Origin of the sequence: Massilia sp. Root418 (assembly GCF_001425265.1) — a bacterium.
In the GTDB taxonomy this organism is placed as follows: Bacteria; Pseudomonadota; Gammaproteobacteria; order Burkholderiales; family Burkholderiaceae_D; genus Rugamonas.
Genome location: NZ_LMEC01000020.1, coordinates 532,712 through 550,523, shown reverse-complemented (window position 1 = coordinate 550,523; position 17,812 = coordinate 532,712). Strand labels below are relative to the sequence as shown.

General features: G+C 67.0%; 21 protein-coding genes. 8 read left to right on the top strand and 13 right to left on the bottom strand.

The window, feature by feature from the left end; all coding sequences use genetic code 11:
• Positions 1-37 precede the first annotated feature (37 nt).
• Together ASC94_RS14865 and ASC94_RS14860 are read left to right on the top strand one after the other, a co-directional pair.
• Positions 38-1,741 (top strand): methyl-accepting chemotaxis protein, encoded by a 1,704-nt coding sequence (locus tag ASC94_RS14865; RefSeq protein WP_056396134.1) that lies wholly within the window; start codon positions 38-40, stop codon positions 1,739-1,741.
• Positions 1,738-2,316: a response regulator transcription factor gene (locus ASC94_RS14860; RefSeq protein WP_082616535.1), complete on the top strand. Its 579-nt coding sequence runs from the start codon at positions 1,738-1,740 to the stop codon at positions 2,314-2,316. The genes ASC94_RS14865 and ASC94_RS14860 overlap by 4 nt, the downstream gene beginning before the upstream one ends.
• A 12-nt stretch (positions 2,317-2,328) precedes the next feature.
• Here ASC94_RS14860 and ASC94_RS14855 read toward each other — a convergent pair whose 3' ends face one another.
• Positions 2,329-2,823 carry an Ohr family peroxiredoxin gene (locus tag ASC94_RS14855; RefSeq protein ID WP_056396130.1) on the bottom strand — a complete coding sequence of 165 codons (495 nt, stop codon included), beginning with the start codon at positions 2,821-2,823 and terminating at the stop codon, positions 2,329-2,331.
• 240 nt (positions 2,824-3,063) lie between these two features.
• Between ASC94_RS14855 and ASC94_RS14850 the strand changes: the two genes are divergently transcribed.
• Both ASC94_RS14850 and ASC94_RS14845 read left to right on the top strand, forming a co-directional pair.
• Positions 3,064-3,543, top strand: coding sequence for a carboxymuconolactone decarboxylase family protein (locus ASC94_RS14850; protein ID WP_056397938.1), 480 nt, complete (start codon positions 3,064-3,066; stop codon positions 3,541-3,543).
• 60 nt (positions 3,544-3,603) lie between these two features.
• Positions 3,604-4,248 carry a response regulator transcription factor gene (locus ASC94_RS14845; RefSeq protein WP_056397933.1) on the top strand — a complete coding sequence of 215 codons (645 nt, stop codon included), beginning with the start codon at positions 3,604-3,606 and terminating at the stop codon, positions 4,246-4,248.
• Here ASC94_RS14845 and ASC94_RS14840 read toward each other — a convergent pair.
• The 3 genes from ASC94_RS14840 to ASC94_RS14830 all read right to left on the bottom strand — a co-directional run bounded on the left by ASC94_RS14840 (position 4,232) and on the right by ASC94_RS14830 (position 6,618).
• Complete coding sequence (locus tag ASC94_RS14840; protein ID WP_056396127.1) at positions 4,232-4,726, bottom strand: Ohr family peroxiredoxin; 495 nt, start codon at positions 4,724-4,726, stop codon at positions 4,232-4,234. The genes ASC94_RS14845 and ASC94_RS14840 overlap by 17 nt on opposite strands.
• Positions 4,723-5,466 (bottom strand): SDR family oxidoreductase, encoded by a 744-nt coding sequence (locus ASC94_RS14835; protein ID WP_056396124.1) that lies wholly within the window; start codon positions 5,464-5,466, stop codon positions 4,723-4,725. Before ASC94_RS14835 ends, ASC94_RS14840 begins: the two co-directional genes overlap by 4 nt.
• A gap of 177 nt (positions 5,467-5,643) precedes the next feature.
• On the bottom strand, positions 5,644-6,618 hold the full coding sequence (locus tag ASC94_RS14830) for a LysR family transcriptional regulator (protein ID WP_056396121.1): 975 nt from the start codon (positions 6,616-6,618) through the stop codon (positions 5,644-5,646).
• A 69-nt stretch (positions 6,619-6,687) separates the two neighbouring features.
• On the opposite strand from ASC94_RS14830, the gene ASC94_RS14825 reads away from it, so the two are divergent.
• From ASC94_RS14825 to ASC94_RS31915, 3 genes are all read left to right on the top strand, one after another.
• Positions 6,688-7,698: a GlxA family transcriptional regulator gene (locus tag ASC94_RS14825; protein ID WP_056396117.1), complete on the top strand. Its 1,011-nt coding sequence runs from the start codon at positions 6,688-6,690 to the stop codon at positions 7,696-7,698.
• A 131-nt stretch (positions 7,699-7,829) separates the two neighbouring features.
• Complete coding sequence (locus ASC94_RS14820; RefSeq protein ID WP_082616533.1) at positions 7,830-8,234, top strand: cupin domain-containing protein; 405 nt, start codon at positions 7,830-7,832, stop codon at positions 8,232-8,234.
• 190 nt (positions 8,235-8,424) lie between these two features.
• On the top strand, positions 8,425-9,402 hold the full coding sequence (locus ASC94_RS31915; protein ID WP_082616532.1) for a DUF4268 domain-containing protein: 978 nt from the start codon (positions 8,425-8,427) through the stop codon (positions 9,400-9,402).
• Positions 9,403-9,435: 33 nt separating this feature from the next.
• On the opposite strand, the gene ASC94_RS14815 is transcribed toward ASC94_RS31915, so the two are convergent.
• The 8 genes from ASC94_RS14815 to ASC94_RS14780 all read right to left on the bottom strand — a co-directional run bounded on the left by ASC94_RS14815 (position 9,436) and on the right by ASC94_RS14780 (position 16,474).
• Positions 9,436-9,924: a hypothetical protein gene (locus ASC94_RS14815; RefSeq protein ID WP_056396114.1), complete on the bottom strand. Its 489-nt coding sequence runs from the start codon at positions 9,922-9,924 to the stop codon at positions 9,436-9,438.
• Positions 9,924-10,262, bottom strand: coding sequence for a DUF6152 family protein (locus ASC94_RS14810; protein WP_056396111.1), 339 nt, complete (start codon positions 10,260-10,262; stop codon positions 9,924-9,926). The genes ASC94_RS14815 and ASC94_RS14810 overlap by 1 nt, the downstream gene beginning before the upstream one ends.
• 84 nt (positions 10,263-10,346) lie before the next feature.
• Positions 10,347-11,204: an alpha/beta fold hydrolase gene (locus tag ASC94_RS14805; RefSeq protein ID WP_056396102.1), complete on the bottom strand. Its 858-nt coding sequence runs from the start codon at positions 11,202-11,204 to the stop codon at positions 10,347-10,349.
• A gap of 28 nt (positions 11,205-11,232) precedes the next feature.
• On the bottom strand, positions 11,233-11,766 hold the full coding sequence (locus ASC94_RS14800; protein ID WP_200955695.1) for a hypothetical protein: 534 nt from the start codon (positions 11,764-11,766) through the stop codon (positions 11,233-11,235).
• A 74-nt stretch (positions 11,767-11,840) separates the two neighbouring features.
• The gene (locus ASC94_RS14795; RefSeq protein ID WP_056396097.1) at positions 11,841-12,296 is read right to left on the bottom strand and encodes a (2Fe-2S)-binding protein; all 456 of its coding nucleotides are present in this window, start codon (positions 12,294-12,296) and stop codon (positions 11,841-11,843) included.
• 11 nt (positions 12,297-12,307) lie between these two features.
• On the bottom strand, positions 12,308-14,467 hold the full coding sequence (locus ASC94_RS14790; protein WP_056396094.1) for a xanthine dehydrogenase family protein molybdopterin-binding subunit: 2,160 nt from the start codon (positions 14,465-14,467) through the stop codon (positions 12,308-12,310).
• A gap of 98 nt (positions 14,468-14,565) precedes the next feature.
• A complete protein-coding gene (locus ASC94_RS14785) occupies positions 14,566-15,519 on the bottom strand; it encodes a GlxA family transcriptional regulator (RefSeq protein ID WP_056396091.1) in 954 nt (317 codons plus the stop codon).
• 70 nt (positions 15,520-15,589) lie between these two features.
• Positions 15,590-16,474, bottom strand: a complete 885-nt coding sequence (locus ASC94_RS14780) for a hypothetical protein (protein WP_056396089.1) — start codon at positions 16,472-16,474, stop codon at positions 15,590-15,592.
• A 225-nt stretch (positions 16,475-16,699) separates the two neighbouring features.
• Here ASC94_RS14780 and ASC94_RS32640 point away from each other — a divergent pair, with 225 nt between their 5' ends.
• Positions 16,700-17,245: a hypothetical protein gene (locus tag ASC94_RS32640; RefSeq protein ID WP_157201460.1), complete on the top strand. Its 546-nt coding sequence runs from the start codon at positions 16,700-16,702 to the stop codon at positions 17,243-17,245.
• 228 nt (positions 17,246-17,473) lie between these two features.
• On the opposite strand, the gene ASC94_RS32635 is transcribed toward ASC94_RS32640, so the two are convergent.
• A complete protein-coding gene (locus ASC94_RS32635) occupies positions 17,474-17,812 on the bottom strand; it encodes a hypothetical protein (RefSeq protein ID WP_157201459.1) in 339 nt (112 codons plus the stop codon).

Below are 17,812 nucleotides of genomic sequence, written 5' to 3'. Positions count from 1 at the left end.
TCACCTAAAACCCGCCTACCAACAAACGGAGACTGACATGAACTGGTTTCACCATCTGAAGATTGCGCAAAAGCTGACCGTTGCCATTGCCGCCATGATGGCGCTGACCGTGGCGCTGGGCGTGTTCAGCTTCCTGCAGCTGCGGCACCTGAACCAGGTGACCAGCGAGATCACGCAGCGCTGGGCGCCGGCCGTGCGCAATGTGCTGCTGATCAAAGCCGACCTGCTGCGCTTCCGCACCTACGAGCTGCAGCACGCCTTGTCCACCCAGCCCGCCGAATTCGATTATTACGAAGCGCAGATGAATAGCGAGATGACGCAACTGCTGGCGGCGGTGGCATCCTATGCGCAGGCGCCAAGGTCGGCCGCCGAACAGGCGGACTTCCTGAAGTTCCGCGCCGCGCTGGACGCCTACCGCGCCGCCGTGCAGCGCGTGGTGGCGCTGGACCGCAGCGGCGAGCGGGCGGCCGCGCTGGCGGTGCTGCGCGGCGAGTCCCGCAAGTACAATTTCGAGGCATCCGGCCTGGTGGCGGGGCTGGTGGCGGCCGGCGAGGCCGGCAGCGACGCGGCGGCCGCATCTGCCGCCAGCGCCTACGCCAGCTCGCGCACCATGATCGCCGGCCTGATCGCGGCGGCCGCCGTGCTCGGCATGCTACTGGCGGCCTGGGTGGCGCGGCTCATCTCGCGGCCGCTGCGCCAGGCGGTGGACATTGCCAGGCGCGTGGCCGGCGGCGACCTGCGCGCCGTGCCCGTCACGGGCTGGCGCGACGAAACCGGCGAACTGCTGCGCGCGCTCAACGCCATGAACCTGCGCCTGCAGCAGATGGTGGGCCAGGTGCGCGGCGGCGCCGACACCATCGCCGCCGCCTCGGCCCAGATCAGCGCCGGCAACGCCGACCTGTCCAGCCGCACCGAGCGCCAGGCCGCTTCGCTGGAGGAGACCGCCGCCACGGTGGAACAGCTGACTGTCACGGTGGGCCTGAATGCCGACAAGGCTGCGCAGGCGCACGGTGTGATGGATCGCATCGCTGGCGAGGCGCAGCACGCCGAGCAGGCTGTGGGCGCCATGCTGGCCACCATGGACGGTATCGATGCCTCCTCGCGCCGCATCGGCGACATCGTGGGCCTGATGGACGGCATCGCTTTCCAGACCAATTTGCTGGCGTTGAACGCCGCCGTGGAAGCGGCGCGGGCCGGCGAGCAGGGACGCGGCTTTGCCGTGGTGGCGGCCGAGGTCCGCAGCCTGGCGCAGCGCAGCGCGCAGTCGGCGCGCGACATCAAGCAACTGATCGCAGCGTCGATCGGCCAGGTGCAGGAGGGGAGCCGGGTGGTGCGTGGCGCCGGCGCCACGATCGCCGGGGTGACGGGCGGCGTGCGCCGGGTGGCCGGTCTGGTGGCGGACATCAGCGCGGGCAACCGCGAGCAGAACATCGGCCTGCAGCAGGTCAACCTCACGCTGTCCGAGCTGGACGGCGCCACCCAGCGCAACGCGGCGCTGGTGGAGGAATCGCTGGCGGCGGTGGCGTCACTGGGCGAGCAGGCGCAGCGCCTCACGCGCAGCGTGGACGTGTTCCGCCTGGGCGACGCGCAGCAGGATGCGCGTGCGGGCGTGATCGAGATGGAGGCGGCCGGGGCCGGGCCCGGCATCGGCGTGGAAGCGGCCTGGCCGGCGCGCCGCGCCGGTGCGCCACGGCGGCCGCTCGCTGCCGGCCGTCCTGTCTACGTGGCGGGGGTGGTATGAGCGCCGTCAAGGTCTACCTGCTGCACGACTGCCCGATCGTCAGGGCCGGCCTGAGCGCCATCCTGTCCGGCCAGCCGGACCTGGACGTGAGCGCGCCCGCTCAATGGCCCGCAGCCGATGAGGAATGCGTGGTGGTCGGCGATTATGCGGCGCTGATGCAGGCGCTGCGCCAGAAGGCGTATGCCATGCGGCCGGTGGTGTTTACGCCGCTGCGCAAGGAGTGCCAGGTGCTGCGCGCCATGGAGCACGGCGTGCTGGGCTACCTGGTGCAGGAATGCGCGCCGGCGGACGTGCTGGCCGGCGTGCGCGCAGCGGCGCAGGGCACGCGCTACCTGTGCGCGGCGGCCAGGATGGGCGTGGTGAATTCGCTGGGCCGCCAGCCGCTCACACCGCGCGAGGAGGAAGTGCTGCAGATCCTGGCGCGCGGCTGTCCGGACAAGACCATCGCGCGCGAGCTGGGCATCGGCCTGGGCACCGTCAAGACCCACATGAAGCAGCTGATGCACAAGCTGGACGCGGCCTGCCGCACGCAGGTGGTGCTGGCGGCGTTCGAGCGCGGCATGCTGGCGATCTAGGGCGGGCGCGGCCTAGGTCACCAGCGTGACCACGTTCAGCAGACCCTCGCGCGCCATCTTGGCGTAAGGGCAGACCCGCTCGGCATTGCGCACCAGTTCCTCGGCCGCGGCCTGGCGCAGGCCCGGCAGGCGGATGTTCACGTCCGCCATGAGCAGGTACATGCCGTCCACCGGATCGCGCGCGAAGGACACGCTGACCGCCACCGAGCACGCCGCCGCGCCGTGCCCGGCCTTGGCCGACAGCAGGCACAGTACGCCGTGGAAGCAGGCCGCAAAGCCGGCCGCGAACAGCTGCTCCGGGTTGGTGCCGCCGCCGGGGCCGCCCAGTTCCGGCGGCATGCGCAGGGCCAGCTCCAGGTTGCCGTCCTCCGATCGCGCCACGCCCGAGGCGCGGCCATGTTCCGCCTCGCCGCCGGTGACCGTGACCGTGGTGCTGTAGAGCGGCTTGATGTCCTGCCCGACGTATTTGTCGAGCAGCGATACGGGCGGCGGCGCGAGCGGTTTCATTCTTGTTGTCTCCTTGGTTGTGGCCCGCCAGTCTATGCCTGCGCTGCGCCGGCCGGTAGACCCACGCCGGGCCGCACGGTGGTGCGCGCCAGGCACCAGTCGATCCGCGGCGCGGCGATTGGTGCCCGGCACGCACCAGTGTGAAGCCCGCCATGCGCCTACCGCGACAATAGGCGCACTCCTAGAATGGTCCTGTACCGGGCGCTTCCGCCGCCGGACACCATCCACCAGGAGATCACCATGACCCACCGCATCAACTACCAGGAACAATCGCCCGAGCTGTTCAAGAAGCTGGTCGAGCTCAATGCCGTCATCCAGCACGGCGCCATCGAACAATCCATCCTTGACCTGGTGTCCATCCGCGCCTCGCAGATCAACGGCTGCGGCTTTTGCGTGGACATGCACATCAAGCAGGCCACCATCCACGGCGAGCGCGCGCTGCGCCTGCACCACCTGGCAGCATGGCGCGAGTCGACGCTGTTTGCACCGCGCGAGCGCGCCGCGCTGGCCTGGACCGAGGCGCTGACCCGCCTGCCGGAACAGGGCGTGCCGGACGAGATCTACGGGCGCGTGCGCACCCAGCTGTCCGAGAAGGAGCTGTCCGACCTGACCTTCGAGGTCATCGCCATCAATGCGTGGAACCGCATCAACGTGGCGTTCAAGTTCGTGCCCGGTTCCTACGACAAGGCCTTCGGCCTGGACAAAGCCCACCTGGAATAACAGCACGGCGCGCGGCGGTTGATCCGTCTCCCGCCGCCCGCCTGCCGCATGGAGCCCATCATGAACGCCCCTACACCGCCATCTTCCGGCCGCGCCGCGGCCCACCGCATCCGGGTGTATCTGATGCACAGCTGTCCCATCGTCTGCGCCGGCCTGGGCGCCATGCTGGCCGGCCAGCCCGGCCTGGACGTCAGCACGCCGGCAGAATGGCCCGGCCACGACGAAGCCTGCGTGGTGATTGCCGATTATGCGGCCGCCTTGCGCGCCGTCCGGACGCGGCCCGGTTCCGGTCCGGAACGCGCCGTGCGCGTGCTGGTGGTCAGCCCCCACGGCAAGGAATGCGAGGTGCGGCGTGCCGTGGACAGCGGCGTGCACGGCTACCTGCTGCAGGGAGCCGACGCGGGCGAACTGCTGGAGTGCGTGCGCCTGATCGGCATGGGCTGCCGCTACCTGGGCGCGGCGGCCAGCCGCAGCGTAGCCAACGCGCTGGGCCGCCCTGCGCTCACGCGGCGCGAGGCCGATGTGCTGTCCATCCTGTCGCACGGCCATCCGGACAAGCAGATCGCGCGCGAGCTGGGCATCGGCGTGGGCACCGTGAAGACACATATGAAGCAGCTGATGCACAAGTTCGAGGCGTCCACCCGCACGCAGGTGGTGCTGAGCGCACTGGAGCAGGGCCTGCTGGCACTCAGTCCACCAGCGTGATCACGCTGAGCAGTCCTTCGCGCGCCATCTTGGCGTAAGGGCAGACCCGCTCGGCGTTGCGCACCAGTTCCTCGGCGCTGGCCCGCCGCATGCCGGGCAGGCGCACCGTGAGCGTGGAGGTGAGCAGATACATGCCGTCCATCGGGTCGCGTGCGAAGGAGACGGACGCCTCCACCGAGGCGTCGTCCGCGCGCATGCCGGCCTTGGCCGACAGCAGGCTGATCACCCCGTGGAAGCAGGCCGCAAAACCGGCTGCGAACAGCTGCTCGGGATTGCTGCCGCCGCCGGGACCGCCCAGTTCGGGCGGCAGGCGCAACGCCAGGTCGAGATTGCCGTCATCCGAACGGGCCACGCCCGAGGCGCGCCCGTGTCCGGCCTCGCCCCCCGTCACGCGCACTGTCGTCGTGTACAGGGGCTGGATATCCTGCCCCACGTATTTATCGAGCAGCGACAACGGCGGCGGAGCGAGCGGCTTCATTTCTTCTGCAGCCAGTCCTGGATGGTGGCGCTGCCCAGGCGCGCCTTGCCGGCCGGGACCAGGGTGCGTTCATCCAGAAGGGCGCCGAAGTAGCGCGCGCCGGCGTCGGCCTGCACCGTACGCGGATCGCCGATGGACGCCAGGTACTGCTGCACCAGACCGGACAGCGGGAAGGACTGCGGGCCGGCGATTTCCACCGTGGCGTTGAGCGGCGCGCCGGTGGCGTAATCGGCCATGGCCAGCGCCACGTCGTCCGAGGAAATCGGCTGTACCTGCGCCGGCGACAGCCGCACCGTGTCGCCGTCGGCGCCGGACTGCGCGATCCCGCCGAGGAATTCGAAGAACTGGGTCGAGTGCACGATGGTGTAGGGCACCTTGCCTTGCCTGATGATGTTTTCCTGCGCGATCTTGCCGCGGAAGTAGCCGCTTTCGGCCAGCAGCTGGGTGCCCACCACGGACAGCGCCACGTGGTGCTTCACGCCCGCCTCGGCTTCGGCCTTGAGCAGGTTGTTGCCCGAGGCGGTGAAGAAGGCCAGCACGTCGGCGTCGGCGAAGGAGGGCGAGTTGGCCACGTCGATCACCACGTCGGCGCCTGCCAGCGCGGCGGCCAGGCCTTCCCCGGTGACGGTGTTGACGCCCGAATTGGGCGAGGCGGCGATGGCTTCGTGGCCGCGCGCCTGCAGGATCTTGATGGTTTTGCTGCCTATCAGGCCGGTGCCGCCGATGACGACGATTTTCATGATTAAACTCCTGGTGTTGCGCTCAGGGCGGCTGAGCGGCCGGTTGCGGATATCGCTGTACAGGGATCAGTGTAGGCTTGGCATGGGGCCGCCGGTAGGTGCGCCGCGGGCCGCACACTGGTGCGCGGCAGGCACCAATGGCGGTATCCGGCAGTATTCGGCGGCATTCAGCGGCATTCAGGGCAGGCTGAAATTGCCGATGCAGTACAGGTCGAGCGCGCGGATCTGCAGGGTGATGTAGTCGATGAAGACGCGGGTGCGGGTGGGCAGGTGACGCCGGTTCAGGTAGCACAGATAGTGGCCCCGGTCATCCGGCGCGTACTGCGGCAGCACGGCTACCAGCTGCCCGCTGCGCAGCAGCTCGCATACCTGGTAGCCGGCCAGCTGCGCCAGGCCTTCGCCATTCAGCACCGCCTGCAGCACCAGGTCGGCGTCGTTGAAGGTGCAGGCGGCCTTCGGCAGCACGGCGCGCGTCACCCCGCCCACGCGGAATTCCCATTCCTGCACGCGGCCCGACGCGAGCCGGTAGCTGATGCAGCGGTGGCCGGCGATGTCGTCCACGCTGGCCGGCAGGCCATGCGCCTTTGCATAGGCCGGCGAGGCGCACACCAGCAGCTGCATGGGGATGAGCCGCTTGGCCACCACCTGGCTGTCGTCCAGGCGGCCGTTGCGGAAGGCCACGTCCACGCGCCTGGCGATGAAGTCGGCGGGATTCCCGTCCAGCACCAGGTCGACCGTGATGTCCGGATACAGCGCGCGGAAGCCGCTGAGCAGCGGCGCCACCACCTTGCGGCCGAAGCCGGGCGTGGCGCACAGGCGCAGCTGGCCGCGCGGAGCGCCCGAGCGCAGGTCGCGCATCTCTTCCACGGCCTGCACGATGCGTTCCACGCCGGGGCTGCAGTATTCGTAAAACAGCTCGCCTTCGCTGGTGAGCGTGGTGCTGCGCGTGGTGCGCAGGAACAAACGGGTATCGAGCTGGGTCTCCAGCTTGAGGATGCTGCGGCTGACGGCGGAGCGGCCGATGCCCAGGCGCTCGGCCGCCCTGGCGAAGCTGCCTTCGGTGGCCACGGTGATGAACGCCACCACGCCGGCGTAGGTGGTGGCAAAGCTGGAGGCCAGCGCGTCCGATTCGGCTGCGGTAAATGAATTCATGGGCGAGGAGGCGTTCTTCTGAGACAATGTTGACTGGAAGTAGACTAAACCTGCAGGAGTAGCTAGTAAATGCCAACCAACCGCGATTTTCTGCCAAGCGCGCCGCGCCGGCCGCTGGTGCTGTTCGTGGCCTTCCCCGGCATGTGCATGCTGGACATGGCCGGCCCGCAAACCGTGTTCTGGTGCGCGGACCGTCACATGCAGCTGCGCGGCAAGCCGGGCTACGCGCGCCACACGGTCAGCCTGGAAGGCGGGCTGGTACCCACGCTGGAGGGCGTGCCCATGCACACCGAGGCGCTGGCCGGTTTCGATCCTGCCGACGTGGATACCATCGTGGTGCCGGGCGCGCCCAATATCGAGCAAGTGCTGGTGCACGCGCAGCCGCTGGTGGACTGGCTGCGCAAGGCCTCCGCCTCGGTGCGTCGTACCACCTCCGTGTGCAGCGGCGCATTTGTGCTGGCGCAGGCCGGTTTGCTGGATGGGAAGCGCGCCGCCACCCACTGGGGCTTGAGCGACCGCCTGAAGGAGCTGCATCCCACGGTGGAGATCGACCGCGAGGCCATCTTCGTGCACCAGGGCGGCACCTGGACGTCGGCCGGCGTCACTGCCGGCATCGACCTGGCGCTGGCCCTGGTGGAAGCGGACTGCGGGCGCGAGCTGGCGCTGGAGGTGGCGCGCGAACTGGTGGTGTTTGTCAAGCGTCCGGGCGGGCATGCGCAGTTCAGCGCCTTGCTGGAGTCGCAGCTGCGCGACGGCGACAAGTTCGAACAGCTGCACCTGTGGATCGCCAACAACCTGGGCGGCGAAGACTTGACGGTGGAAGCGCTGGCGCGCCGCGTGCTGATGAGCCCCCGCAACTTCTCGCGCGTCTACAAGGACACTACCGGCCGCACGCCGGCCAAGGCGGTGGAGCTGTTCCGGCTGGAGGCGGCGCGCCGCATGCTGGAGGACTCCGGCCGCCATATCGACCAGATCGCGCGCGACTGCGGCTTCGGCGACGAGGGGCGCATGCGGCAATGCTTCCAGCGCAACCTGTCCGAATCGCCCAGCGCCTACCGGGAGCGCTTCCGCGCCGCCTGAGCGCCAGGCCGATCGGCATGATTGGTGCCGGACGCTCACCAGCGTGCAGCCTGCCACGTGGCTACCGCCGGCCGCCACGCACTCCTAGAATGGTTTTGTCGCACCACACAAAACCCCACAGGAGAATCACGATGCACTTCAAGAAAATCGGCCTGGGCCTGGCCATGGCCGTCGGCCTGGCCACCACACTGGCGCAGGCAGCCCCCGGCGGCGTCTCCGTCAAACCCCTGATCAACAAGGACGTGCCCGAGTCACCCGGCAAGGAGCTGCTGATGATCTCCGTCGAATACGCCCCCGGCGGCGAAGACCCGGTGCACCGCCACGACGCCCACGGCATCGTGTACGTGCTGGAAGGCTCCATCGTCATGGGCGTCAAGGGCGGCAAGGAAGTCACCCTGAAACCGGGCGACACCTTCTACGAAGGCCCCGCCGACCTGCACACCGTCGGCCGCAACGCCAGCAAGACCAAGCCCGCCAAGTTCGTCGTCTTCCTGCTAAAAGAGAAGGACAAGCCGGTGCTGATACCGGTGAACTAGCGCGGGGCGCAGCCTCTCGGTGGGACTTGGCAGCCATGGGGCAAGCCCGCTGGGATATTTTGCCGGTGCCGTCGTCCGTGGGGTGTGATTACTTGCACTCGCTTTGCCGTTTGGTATATGCTCATCCGCCACCGCGCAGCGTGCCATAAAGGGGGTTGTCGCTGCGCCTCCACCCGCTTTGAGGCACTAGATGACAATTTCACTTGGCAGGCTTGAGCACGTTGACGCCCGCACCGTATGGCAATCTGAACCGCGGGACTTTACACCTTGGCTCGCCCAAAATCTTGGGCTGCTGGGAGAAGCGCTGGGACTCGATTTAGAATTGGTGCAGATGGAAGCACCGGTCGGCAACTACGCTTGTGATATCGAAGCTAAGGAAACCAATAGCGGGCGGCGCGTTATCATTGAAAATCAGTTGGAGTCAACAGACCATACTCATCTAGGACAGCTGGTGACCTATGCTGCCGGGTTGGATGCGGCGGTAATTGTTTGGATCGCCACCAGCGTTCGAGATGAGCATCGAGAGGCTATCGATTTTCTCAATCGGCATACTCGCGAGGCGGTCGATTTCTTTGTTATCGCGCTTGAGCTTGTGCGGATTGGTACATCTGCGCCTGCGGTCGTATTTCGCCTTGCTGCCTCTCCCAACGCCTGGGCAAAAAACGCGGCTGCGCGGCCCGAGGTGTCTGACCGGATGAATTCGTACCGATCTTTCTTTCAGCCGTTAATGGATGAACTGCGGGAGCGGCATCACTTTACTAATGCGCGAGTCGCGCAGCCACAATCCTGGTATGCGTTTAGCAGCGGCGTCACGGGCATTACTTATGGTCTTTCATTTACCGCCAAAGGGGAATTGAGGGCCGAGGTATACATTGATGTAGGTGACGCGTCACGGAACAAGGCTATATTTGGTGCTTTGAACGAGGTGCGCACGCAGATCGAAGATCAGTTGGGCGAGCCCGCAGTCTGGGAGCCGTTGCCCGAACGCCGGGCTTCCCGAATCGGGATGGTAAGAGCCAACACTAAGATAGAAGACACACAGTCCAACGGAGACGCTGTACGAAGCTGGGCGGTTAATCGCCTCCTTAAACTTAAGGAAGTGTTCGGGCCGAGACTACGTCCATTGCTCGCGTCTGTTCCCAACAACGCGGCGAATCCACCATATTAGTACATTGCCGCCGTTTGGCCGACTACAGTAGCATCACACGTATGCCAGCATGCGGCCGCAGGTGATTACCGCTATCCACAGCAGCAGCGACAGCGCTGCCTGCAGCCGCGCCAGCGGCGGGGCAGGGTTCCCGGCGTCCCAGGCGGCGACGCTGCGGTAAACGCCGCCGTGGAAGGCGGCCGCGTTCAGGCCGGCCGTGGCAAGCAGTGCCAGCTTGAGCTTGAAGACGGGGTTGGCCAGGTATTCCAGCGGCTGGGAGGCGAACAGCAGCAGGCCGGCCGGCACCACCAGCAGCAGGCTGGCCAGCGCCCAGCGCAGCAGGTGCCGGCCCAGCGCGCGCACCGGCAGGGTGCGCGCACAGCCCAGCACGCGCAGGTCGAACAGCGCGACTGCCCCCACCAGCACGGCAAAGCCGGCGATGTGCACGGTTTCCACGACGGGAAACAGCCATTGGCTCTCGCGCATCGCCTGCGAGAGCGGCGTCGACGCCAGCCATGCGGCGGCGCCGGCCACCAGCGGCATCAGCGCAGCTCCGTGGTCTTGCCTGCCAGGGTGATGCGTTCGGCGCGCAGTTCGTCGCCCTTGCTGCGGTGCGGATAACCCATCACGCTGGCCTGGGCGCCGGGCGCCAGCGCGTCCCTGGCCAGACCCCGGCTTTCCATGCGCGACGGCGGCGCCAGCACCACGGTCCAGCTCTGGGTATCAGTTTTGAGCCGCACGAAGCCGTGCGGATGCGCGTAGCCTGCTTCCTCGATGGTGCCGTTCAGCGTCAGCGGCCGCTGCGCGTCGTATTCGCTCCAGCCGTGGTGGGCCAGGGCGGAAGTGGCCGCGAAGGCGGCCAGCAAGAACCATTTCCTCATGGTGCGCTCCCGAAATCAGGTTGATGTCTGGTGACGGGGCGATTCTACGCCGCCTGCGGCAAGGCGGCGCGTGCTTTGCAGCGGCTATGCGCCGCTATGGCGCACGAAGCTGCCGATGTACTCGGCGGCTGCCTTGGGATACTGGTGCTGCGGCCCGTGTCCGGCGCTGGGGTAGGTGAGCAGCTCGAGCGTCGGCAGCTGGCCGTTGAGCGCATACCAGTTCTCCACCGGGAAAATGATGTCGTGATCGCCGCCGATATGCAGCAACGGGATGCTGGTGGCCTTCAGCGCTGCCAGCACTTGCGGGGAGGGGAAGGGCTCTGGGCTGGGCTTGTCGCCGATGTTGGCGGCCGCCCAGGCGGCCGGCACGGGCACGCTGCGTTGCGCATCGCGCGCGGCAATCCGGGCGGCGGACCGGCTGGCCGCCTCGCGGCTGCGCGCGGACGCGGGCTCGAAGAACAGCGCCGTCTCGTCTTCCAGCGTGTTGTCCGGCTTGCGCGCGATATCGTAGAACAGCTGCTCGGCCATTTTTACCAGCGGGCCGGGCGGCGTGGTGGCGATCAGCACCGCATGCGTCAGCCATGCCGGGCGGCCGGCAAGGACCACCTGGGCCACGATGCCGCCCAGCGACCAGCCGGCGATCACCGCCTTGTCCAGGCCGAGCGCGGCAGCCAGGTCGAGCGGATCGGCCGCCATCTGCAGCGGATTGTAGGTCGGCGTGCCGCCGGACAGACCCAGGCCGCTATAGTCGAAGGTGATGACGCGGAATCCCTGGCCGGCCAGGCTGTCCAGGAATTCGGGATCCCAGGAGTCCATATTGCCGCGAAAACGGCAGCACAGGAGGATCGGCAGGCCGGTGCCGATGGAGCGGTAGGCCAGCGTGCGCTTGTTGACTTCCACGTACTGGTTCGGGGCGTGGATGGCTTGGGTAGGGGCGTGCATGGGGCGTTCCTCTTGGTCGGAAAGTCGTTCAGTCAGGGCAGGGCATGCCGGCGGCGGCCCACTGTTCCAGCGCGCGCACGAATGCTTCGTGCGACATGGGCGGCAGGGTGCGGCTGGCGCCGGGCTGCCAAGCCCATAGCACCAGCGGGTCGGTCTTCATATGTTCGATGACCTGCTCGCCAGTCTTGCGGTTGCCGTTGCGGGCCGGATCGCGCATCTGCCGGCACACGCCTTTCTTGTCCAGGCCCTGCCAGCGCATGCTGAGCGGCGCCAGGTGCCAGTTCGGCGCACCCGGCACCTTGCCTCCGGCGGTGTTGGTGCCCTGGTGGCAGGCGGCGCACTGCAGCACCGCCGAGCCGTGGCCGTTCTTGCCGCGCACCACCTGCTGCGCATGCAGCACGGCGAAGTCCTTCTGGCGCGGCGCCTCGGCCTGGTGGCAGTTCACGCAGCGCGGCGTCATCACCACGCTGGCCACCGGGTCGAATAGCGCGCCTTTCTCCGGCGCGGCGTGGGCGGGCGGGGCCATCGCCGCAGCCGCCGCCATCGCCGCCATTGCTGCCATCGAAGCTATGGCGGCCCGCGTGCCAAGCCTGGCAAGACCGGCAAGCCCGTGGCGTCCCTTCTGCAGCCGGCGCATCATGCCTGCCCCGCCGCTTTGTGGATGGCCGCGCGGATGCGCGGATAGGTGCCGCAGCGGCAGATGTTGCCGGACATGGCCTGGTCGATATCCTTGTCGGTGGGCTTGGGGATGGCGCGCAGCAGTGCGGTGGCTGCCATGATCTGGCCGGACTGGCAGTAGCCGCACTGCGGCACGTCGATCTCGGCCCAGGCCTGCTGTACCCGCTTGCCCACCGGCGTGGCGCCGATCGCCTCGATGGTGGTGATCTTCTTGGCCACGGCGGCGGACGCCGGCATTACGCAGGCACGCGTGGGCTGGCCGTCGATATGCACGGTGCAGGCGCCGCACAGCGCCATCCCGCAGCCGAACTTGGTGCCCGACATGTGGAGCTCGTCGCGTAGCACCCACAGCAGCGGTGTGTCCGGCTCGGCCTCGACTTTGGTGGACTTGCCGTTGATGTTCAAAGAAATCATGTCTGCTCCTGTCAGGTTGCTTGCAAGGCCGAGGCAATCGGCAGCTTGCGTATGCGTTTGCCGGTGGCGGCGAAAATGGCGTTGGACAGCGCCGGCATCAGTCCCGAGGTGCCCGGCTCGCCCATGCCGCCCGGCGCTTCGTTACTGGCGACGATGTGGGTCTCGATCACCGGTGTCTCATGCATGCGCAGCACGCGGTAGTCGTGGAAGTTGCTCTGCTCGACGCGGCCGTTCTTGAACGTGATGTCGCCCCACAGTGCGCCGGAGATGCCGAATACCACGGCGCCCTCGACCTGGGCGCGCACCGTGTCCGGATTGACCACCACGCCGCAGTCCAGCGCGCACACCACACGGCGCACCTGCACTTCGCCGTCTTCCACCCGCGCGTCCACCACCATGGCCATATAGGTGCCGAAGGCGAATTGCACGGACAGGCCACGGCCGGTGCTGCCGTCGCGCGGCCCCTGCCAGCCGGCCTTCTGCGCGGCCAGTTTCAGGACCGCTTCGGCGCGTGGGTTTTCCTTGAGCAGGGCCAGGCGGTAGGCCAGCGGGTCGGCCTGGGCGGCGGCCGCCAGTTCGTCGATGAAGCTCTCCACCACGAACACGTTGTGGGTCGGTCCCACGCCGCGCCAGAAGGCAGTCGGGATCTGCGGCGGCTCGTGGCGGGTATAGTCCACGCGGATCGCCTTGAAAGCATAGGGCGGCGCTTCGGCGCCGTCCACGGTTTCGGAATCGAAGCCGTTATTGAAGGCCGGCGGCAGGAAACGGCCCAGCACCGACGAACCGGTCAGGTGATGGAACCACGCCACCGGCATGCCCTGTTCGTCAACGCCGGCGCGCACGCGGTCGTAGAAATAGGGGCGGAACATATCGTGCTGGATGTCTTCCTCGCGGCTCCAGATCACTTTCACCGGATGCTTCACCTCGCGCGCAATGCGCACCGCGCGCTCCACACCGTCGATTTCCAGCCGGCGGCCGAAGGCGCCGCCCAGCAGGAAGTTGTGCACGGTGACTTTCTCTTCCGGCAGGCCGGTGACCTTGGCGGCAACGGCGCGGGCGCGGGTGAGCACCTGGGTGCCGGTCCAGACCTCGCAGCGGTCCGGCTGCACGTGCACGGTGCAGTTCATCGGCTCCATCGCCGCATGGGCCAGGAAGGGCAGCTCGTAGGTGGCCTCCAGCACGCGGCTGGCCGAGGCCAGGGCCTGTTCCGGCTCGCCGGCGCTGCGTACCTTGGCCGCAGCCTGCTTCGCCGCCTGCGCCATGTCGGCCACGATGTCGGAAGTGGAAAGCTGGGCGTTGGGGCCGTCGTCCCAGCGCAAGGCCAGCAGCGACAGGCCTTTCTGCGCCGCGCCGTAGTTATCCGCCACCACGGCGGCGCAGTCGTCCAGGCGCACCACCTGGCGCACGCCGGGCACCTTGAGCGCGGCCGCTTGGTCCAGCCCCGTCAGGCGGCCGCCGTAGGCAGGGCTGATGGCCAGCGCCGCCACCTTCATGCCGGGCAGTTGCACGTCGATGCCGTATTGGGCCGAGCCATTCAGCTTGCCCTGCGTGTCCAGCCGGCGCGCGGCCTTGCCGATCAGGCGGAAATCCTTGGGCTGCTTCAGCACGATGGATTCCGGGGCCGGCAGCGGCAGGGCGGCGGCAGCGCCGGCCAGCTCGCCGTAGCGCAGCTTGCGGCCGGTGGCGGTGTGCACCACGGCGCCTTGCTGCGCACGGCAGGCCAATGGATCGACCTGCCAGGCTGCGGCCGCGGCCTTTACCAGCAGCATGCGGGCGGCGGCGCCGGCCTGGCGCATCGGAAGCCAGGCGGCGCGGATGGTGGTGGAGCCGCCAGTGACCTGGAAGCCCAGCGCAGGATTGATGTAGCGCTTGTCGTCGGCGGGGGCGTGCTCCAGCACCACGTCTTTCAGGTCAAGCTCCAGCTCCTCGGCGATCAGCATCGGGATCGAGGTGTAGGTGCCCTGGCCCATTTCCACGTAGGGCATGGTCATTGTGACCTTGCCGTCGCCGCCGATGCGCAGCATGGCGTTGGCTTGCCAGGCCCCGCTATCGGCGCCGCTTTCGGCCCCTTGGGCGGCACTGTCGCGCGCGCGGGCGCCGGGCAGGGCGATCTGCAGCAGCAGGCCTCCCCCGGCCGCCATCGCTTTGAGGAAAAATCGACGATCGGTCATGCGTGCTCCTTGCAGTAAGATTGCAAGGATTATACGAAGCGCTTGCAGCATCGAAGGGACGAGAAACCGGCAAAAACGGCCATTGCCGGGCCGCCGTTCTAGATGCTCAGGGAGATGTTCGGCGAGCGGGAATGGCGCATGAATTTTTGCGGCGGTTCGCCCAGCACCCGAAGGAAGGCGCGGCGCATGCGTTCGTCGTCGCCAAAACCGGTCTGGGCGGCGATGCGCGTAGCGGACGCATGGCCGCTTTCGATCAGCGCGCGCGCCGCCTCCACGCGCAGCTTTTCAATCGCCTTGGCGGGCGACATGCCGGTCTCGGTCTGGAAGGCGCGGCTGAAATGGCGCGGACTCCAGTTGACCAGGTCCGCCAGTTGCTGGACGCTGAGCGGCTCGCGCAGATTGTCCTTGATGAAGGTCAGCACGCGGCGGATGCGCTCCTGCTTGGGGTCGAGTTCGGCCAGCAGCGAAAACTGGCTCTGGCCTCCCGAGCGGCGGTGGTAGAGCACCATGGTCTGGCAGATCTTCTTGGTGACATCGTGGCCGAGGTCCGCTTCCACCATGCCCAGCACCAGGTCGATGCAGGCGGTCATGCCGGCCGAACTCCAGATATGGCCGTCGCGGATGAAGATCTTGTCCGGCACCACGTTGGCGGCCGGGAAGCGGCGCGCCAGCGCCTCGGCGAAGCCCCAGTGCGTGGTGACGGAGCGCCCGTCGAACACGCCCGCCTCGCCGAGGATGAAGGCGCCGGTGCAGATGCTGGCGATGCGGCGCGAACTGCGCGCGGCCGCCTGCAGCCTTTCCACCAAACCGGGACAGGGTGCCGGGATGGCGGGGGAACTCCCCACCAGCACCGTGTCGTAACGCTGCTCGCCGAAGGCGGCGGTTTGCACGCCCACGCCGGACATGCTGCTGACCATTCCTCCGCTCATGGAGACGATGTCGACCGCATAGCTGCCCGGCGCGAAGTGGTTGGCAATGCCAAACACCGAAAGAATGGACAAGTCGAGTATGTGAAACCCGGGGAATACCACCAGTGCTACTTTGGCTGTCACTGCTGCCTCGCCTAAAAAAATCAAAAAACCACGTGCTTGCCGGGACAGCTGGTGTACAGCGATGCCGGCGCTACCTGCCTGCCAGCCAGTGCGCCGCGTTGACCACGTAGCGCTGTACGTCGCGCAGCGCGGCAGGATTGCCGGCCATGCCGTCGCCAGGCGCTTCGCTGACGAAGGCCGGGCAGCCGGCGGCGGTGTCCCAGTTGTAGTCGCAGAAATGGTGGAACGAGCTCTGGGCGATGGCGCGTCCGTGCTCCTCGCTGCGCTCGAAGGCGACCGCCAGGTTGAACTGCGCGCCGCTGGCCAGGCTCCTGCCGGTGGCGATCACCCTGGCCGGTTCGTCTTGCGGCGCGCTGACGGCGCCCTCGTGCGGATGCGCGGGTAGAAAACGGATCGCGCCGGTGGGCGAGGCCGGATCGGCCAGCACGGGATGCACCGGGCCGGCCACCGTCAGCTCCTGGTAGTCGCCGTTGCGGCCGGAATGGTAGTTGGGCCAGTGGATGTAGCCGGTTGCCGTATCGTCGTTGACTTGCCGGTCCGGGTCCGCTTCCGGATTCACGGTGTGGAAGTGATGCGCGGCACCGACGCCGCCCAGGCCGCAGACGGAGGAGCCCAGGTCCATGTGGTCGCGCGCCACCAGCAGCCCGCCGCCCCGGCGGCGGAATCGCTCGATTGCCTCGCATTCCCCGGCATGCAGGCCGGCCCCGGTATCGACTGCCATCAGCCACAGGACGTCGATGCCGTCCTGGCCCAGCCGCGACAGCACGCTGTCGGGGCCATCGCCGGGGTCCCGGTCCCTGGCGATCACCTTGAAGGCGGGCTGCCCCTGCGCGTCGCGCTGTTCCGCCAGCAGGCGCACCAGGAGGCTGAAGCGCGCAATGGACCAGTCGTCCGTGGTGGTGGGGATGGTGGTCTGGACCAGTATGGTGCGCGGCCCGCGCAAATTGTTCGCCATGCGAGTATCGCTCCTGTGAAACCGTGCTTGAGATGGCCGCATTATAAAAGCAGCCCAGCGCATTAAAAGGACAATTCCCCCTCATTTTGTGCCATGCCGCCACGCCGTCCGCCACGGACGGGTCATCCGGACTGCCGGCCTTGCACTTGCAGCTGGTGATCCCAGTGCTATATTTCGACAGCTAGTGGAGATTGTATTAAATACAGGAGCAGGGATTCGAAGGCTATGCAAGAAAAAAAAAGAAAAGTTGACTGGACTGATGACCGGATCCGTTTGCTCTCAAAACCAGAAATCGAGGCACTGCACGCGAATGCTCTGACGCGCGGCGAACCTGAGATCGCAGCCCGCTGTGAACAGGCACTACGGAATATAGCGAGTCCGTCCTGGCGGAGCAAGAGGCGAACCGGCAATAAATCCATAGCGGCGTACCGCATTCCGGATGGCGCCATGGCGGCGGTCGCAGAACTTGTGCTGAATCTGCCACCGGTTAGCGACGTCCCTAATGCTGTCAATCGGCTCGAACTCCAAACCTCGCCAGTTCAGACGCTGGACGATCTCTGGTGGCAGTACCTCGCCTGCGGGCTATCCAGCCTCGAAAACAGCGATGAGGATTCTCCGCTCGGCCGTTTCGTCAAACTACAGGGGCCGCTTTTCCATTCGCAATATTCTGGTCAACAGCGGCCTGGCGCGCAACGTCGTGCCCTTGGATTCGCGCTGGCAGAACTTTTTCGGGACGGTACTGCCTATCTCAGCGAATGTTCTCAGCAATGAGGGACGCTATTTATTGATCGAGGACCTGTTGCGACAGGCGTTGATGTCCGTCCAATCGAGACGGCCGGACATTGAAAACCTGGCGGTATTGGATGCGATTGTATTTGCTCATATGTCGCCTCGGGGCGCCAGTATGAGAAACTGGGCCGGCTCCAGGCGTTGATTTATTTTGGGATAGCTTACTTCAGCAAAACGCTAGACACCGAGTCCGGCATAGACTGCGCCGTGCTATGCGGCGCGCTTTCCACGCGCCATTGTCTTGACGCTAACGGCGGGTGCCTGCATTTTGCTGGGTGTTCTGCGGAGCGGGGCAGCTGCTTGTGCCTCGCTTGCCTTCTCCGGCACGCTTGCCAGCACGTTGACCCGTTGCACCGATTCGGCGGCATTTATATTACGCTGTGCAGCCAATGCTGCAGCTTTCAGCTCAGCCATGCGGACACGGGTTTCCTCGTCGGTGGGAAGTTTGCCGGTGATGCCATGCAGTTGCTCGAACGTCCGCATGGCAGCCATTTCCGATGCGGACACGGCACGCCCCTTAGCCCGAAAATTGATCTTTACTTTTGACAT

What these genes read in the sequence shown, in the direction of transcription:
- ASC94_RS14865 (WP_056396134.1), top strand. Translation starts at nt 38, where the DNA reads ATGAACTGGTTTCACCATCTGAAGATTGCGCAAAAGCTGACCGTTGCC.
- ASC94_RS14860 (WP_082616535.1), top strand. Translation starts at nt 1,738, where the DNA reads ATGAGCGCCGTCAAGGTCTACCTGCTGCACGACTGCCCGATCGTCAGG.
- ASC94_RS14855 (WP_056396130.1), bottom strand. Translation starts at nt 2,823, where the DNA reads ATGAAACCGCTCGCGCCGCCGCCCGTATCGCTGCTCGACAAATACGTC.
- ASC94_RS14850 (WP_056397938.1), top strand. Translation starts at nt 3,064, where the DNA reads ATGACCCACCGCATCAACTACCAGGAACAATCGCCCGAGCTGTTCAAG.
- ASC94_RS14845 (WP_056397933.1), top strand. Translation starts at nt 3,604, where the DNA reads ATGAACGCCCCTACACCGCCATCTTCCGGCCGCGCCGCGGCCCACCGC.
- ASC94_RS14840 (WP_056396127.1), bottom strand. Translation starts at nt 4,726, where the DNA reads ATGAAGCCGCTCGCTCCGCCGCCGTTGTCGCTGCTCGATAAATACGTG.
- ASC94_RS14835 (WP_056396124.1), bottom strand. Translation starts at nt 5,466, where the DNA reads ATGAAAATCGTCGTCATCGGCGGCACCGGCCTGATAGGCAGCAAAACC.
- ASC94_RS14830 (WP_056396121.1), bottom strand. Translation starts at nt 6,618, where the DNA reads ATGAATTCATTTACCGCAGCCGAATCGGACGCGCTGGCCTCCAGCTTT.
- ASC94_RS14825 (WP_056396117.1), top strand. Translation starts at nt 6,688, where the DNA reads ATGCCAACCAACCGCGATTTTCTGCCAAGCGCGCCGCGCCGGCCGCTG.
- ASC94_RS14820 (WP_082616533.1), top strand. Translation starts at nt 7,830, where the DNA reads ATGCACTTCAAGAAAATCGGCCTGGGCCTGGCCATGGCCGTCGGCCTG.
- ASC94_RS31915 (WP_082616532.1), top strand. Translation starts at nt 8,425, where the DNA reads ATGACAATTTCACTTGGCAGGCTTGAGCACGTTGACGCCCGCACCGTA.
- ASC94_RS14815 (WP_056396114.1), bottom strand. Translation starts at nt 9,924, where the DNA reads ATGCCGCTGGTGGCCGGCGCCGCCGCATGGCTGGCGTCGACGCCGCTC.
- ASC94_RS14810 (WP_056396111.1), bottom strand. Translation starts at nt 10,262, where the DNA reads ATGAGGAAATGGTTCTTGCTGGCCGCCTTCGCGGCCACTTCCGCCCTG.
- ASC94_RS14805 (WP_056396102.1), bottom strand. Translation starts at nt 11,204, where the DNA reads ATGCACGCCCCTACCCAAGCCATCCACGCCCCGAACCAGTACGTGGAA.
- ASC94_RS14800 (WP_200955695.1), bottom strand. Translation starts at nt 11,766, where the DNA reads ATGGCAGCAATGGCGGCGATGGCGGCGGCTGCGGCGATGGCCCCGCCC.
- ASC94_RS14795 (WP_056396097.1), bottom strand. Translation starts at nt 12,296, where the DNA reads ATGATTTCTTTGAACATCAACGGCAAGTCCACCAAAGTCGAGGCCGAG.
- ASC94_RS14790 (WP_056396094.1), bottom strand. Translation starts at nt 14,467, where the DNA reads ATGACCGATCGTCGATTTTTCCTCAAAGCGATGGCGGCCGGGGGAGGC.
- ASC94_RS14780 (WP_056396089.1), bottom strand. Translation starts at nt 16,474, where the DNA reads ATGGCGAACAATTTGCGCGGGCCGCGCACCATACTGGTCCAGACCACC.
- ASC94_RS32640 (WP_157201460.1), top strand. Translation starts at nt 16,700, where the DNA reads ATGCAAGAAAAAAAAAGAAAAGTTGACTGGACTGATGACCGGATCCGT.
- ASC94_RS32635 (WP_157201459.1), bottom strand. Translation starts at nt 17,812, where the DNA reads ATGTCAAAAGTAAAGATCAATTTTCGGGCTAAGGGGCGTGCCGTGTCC.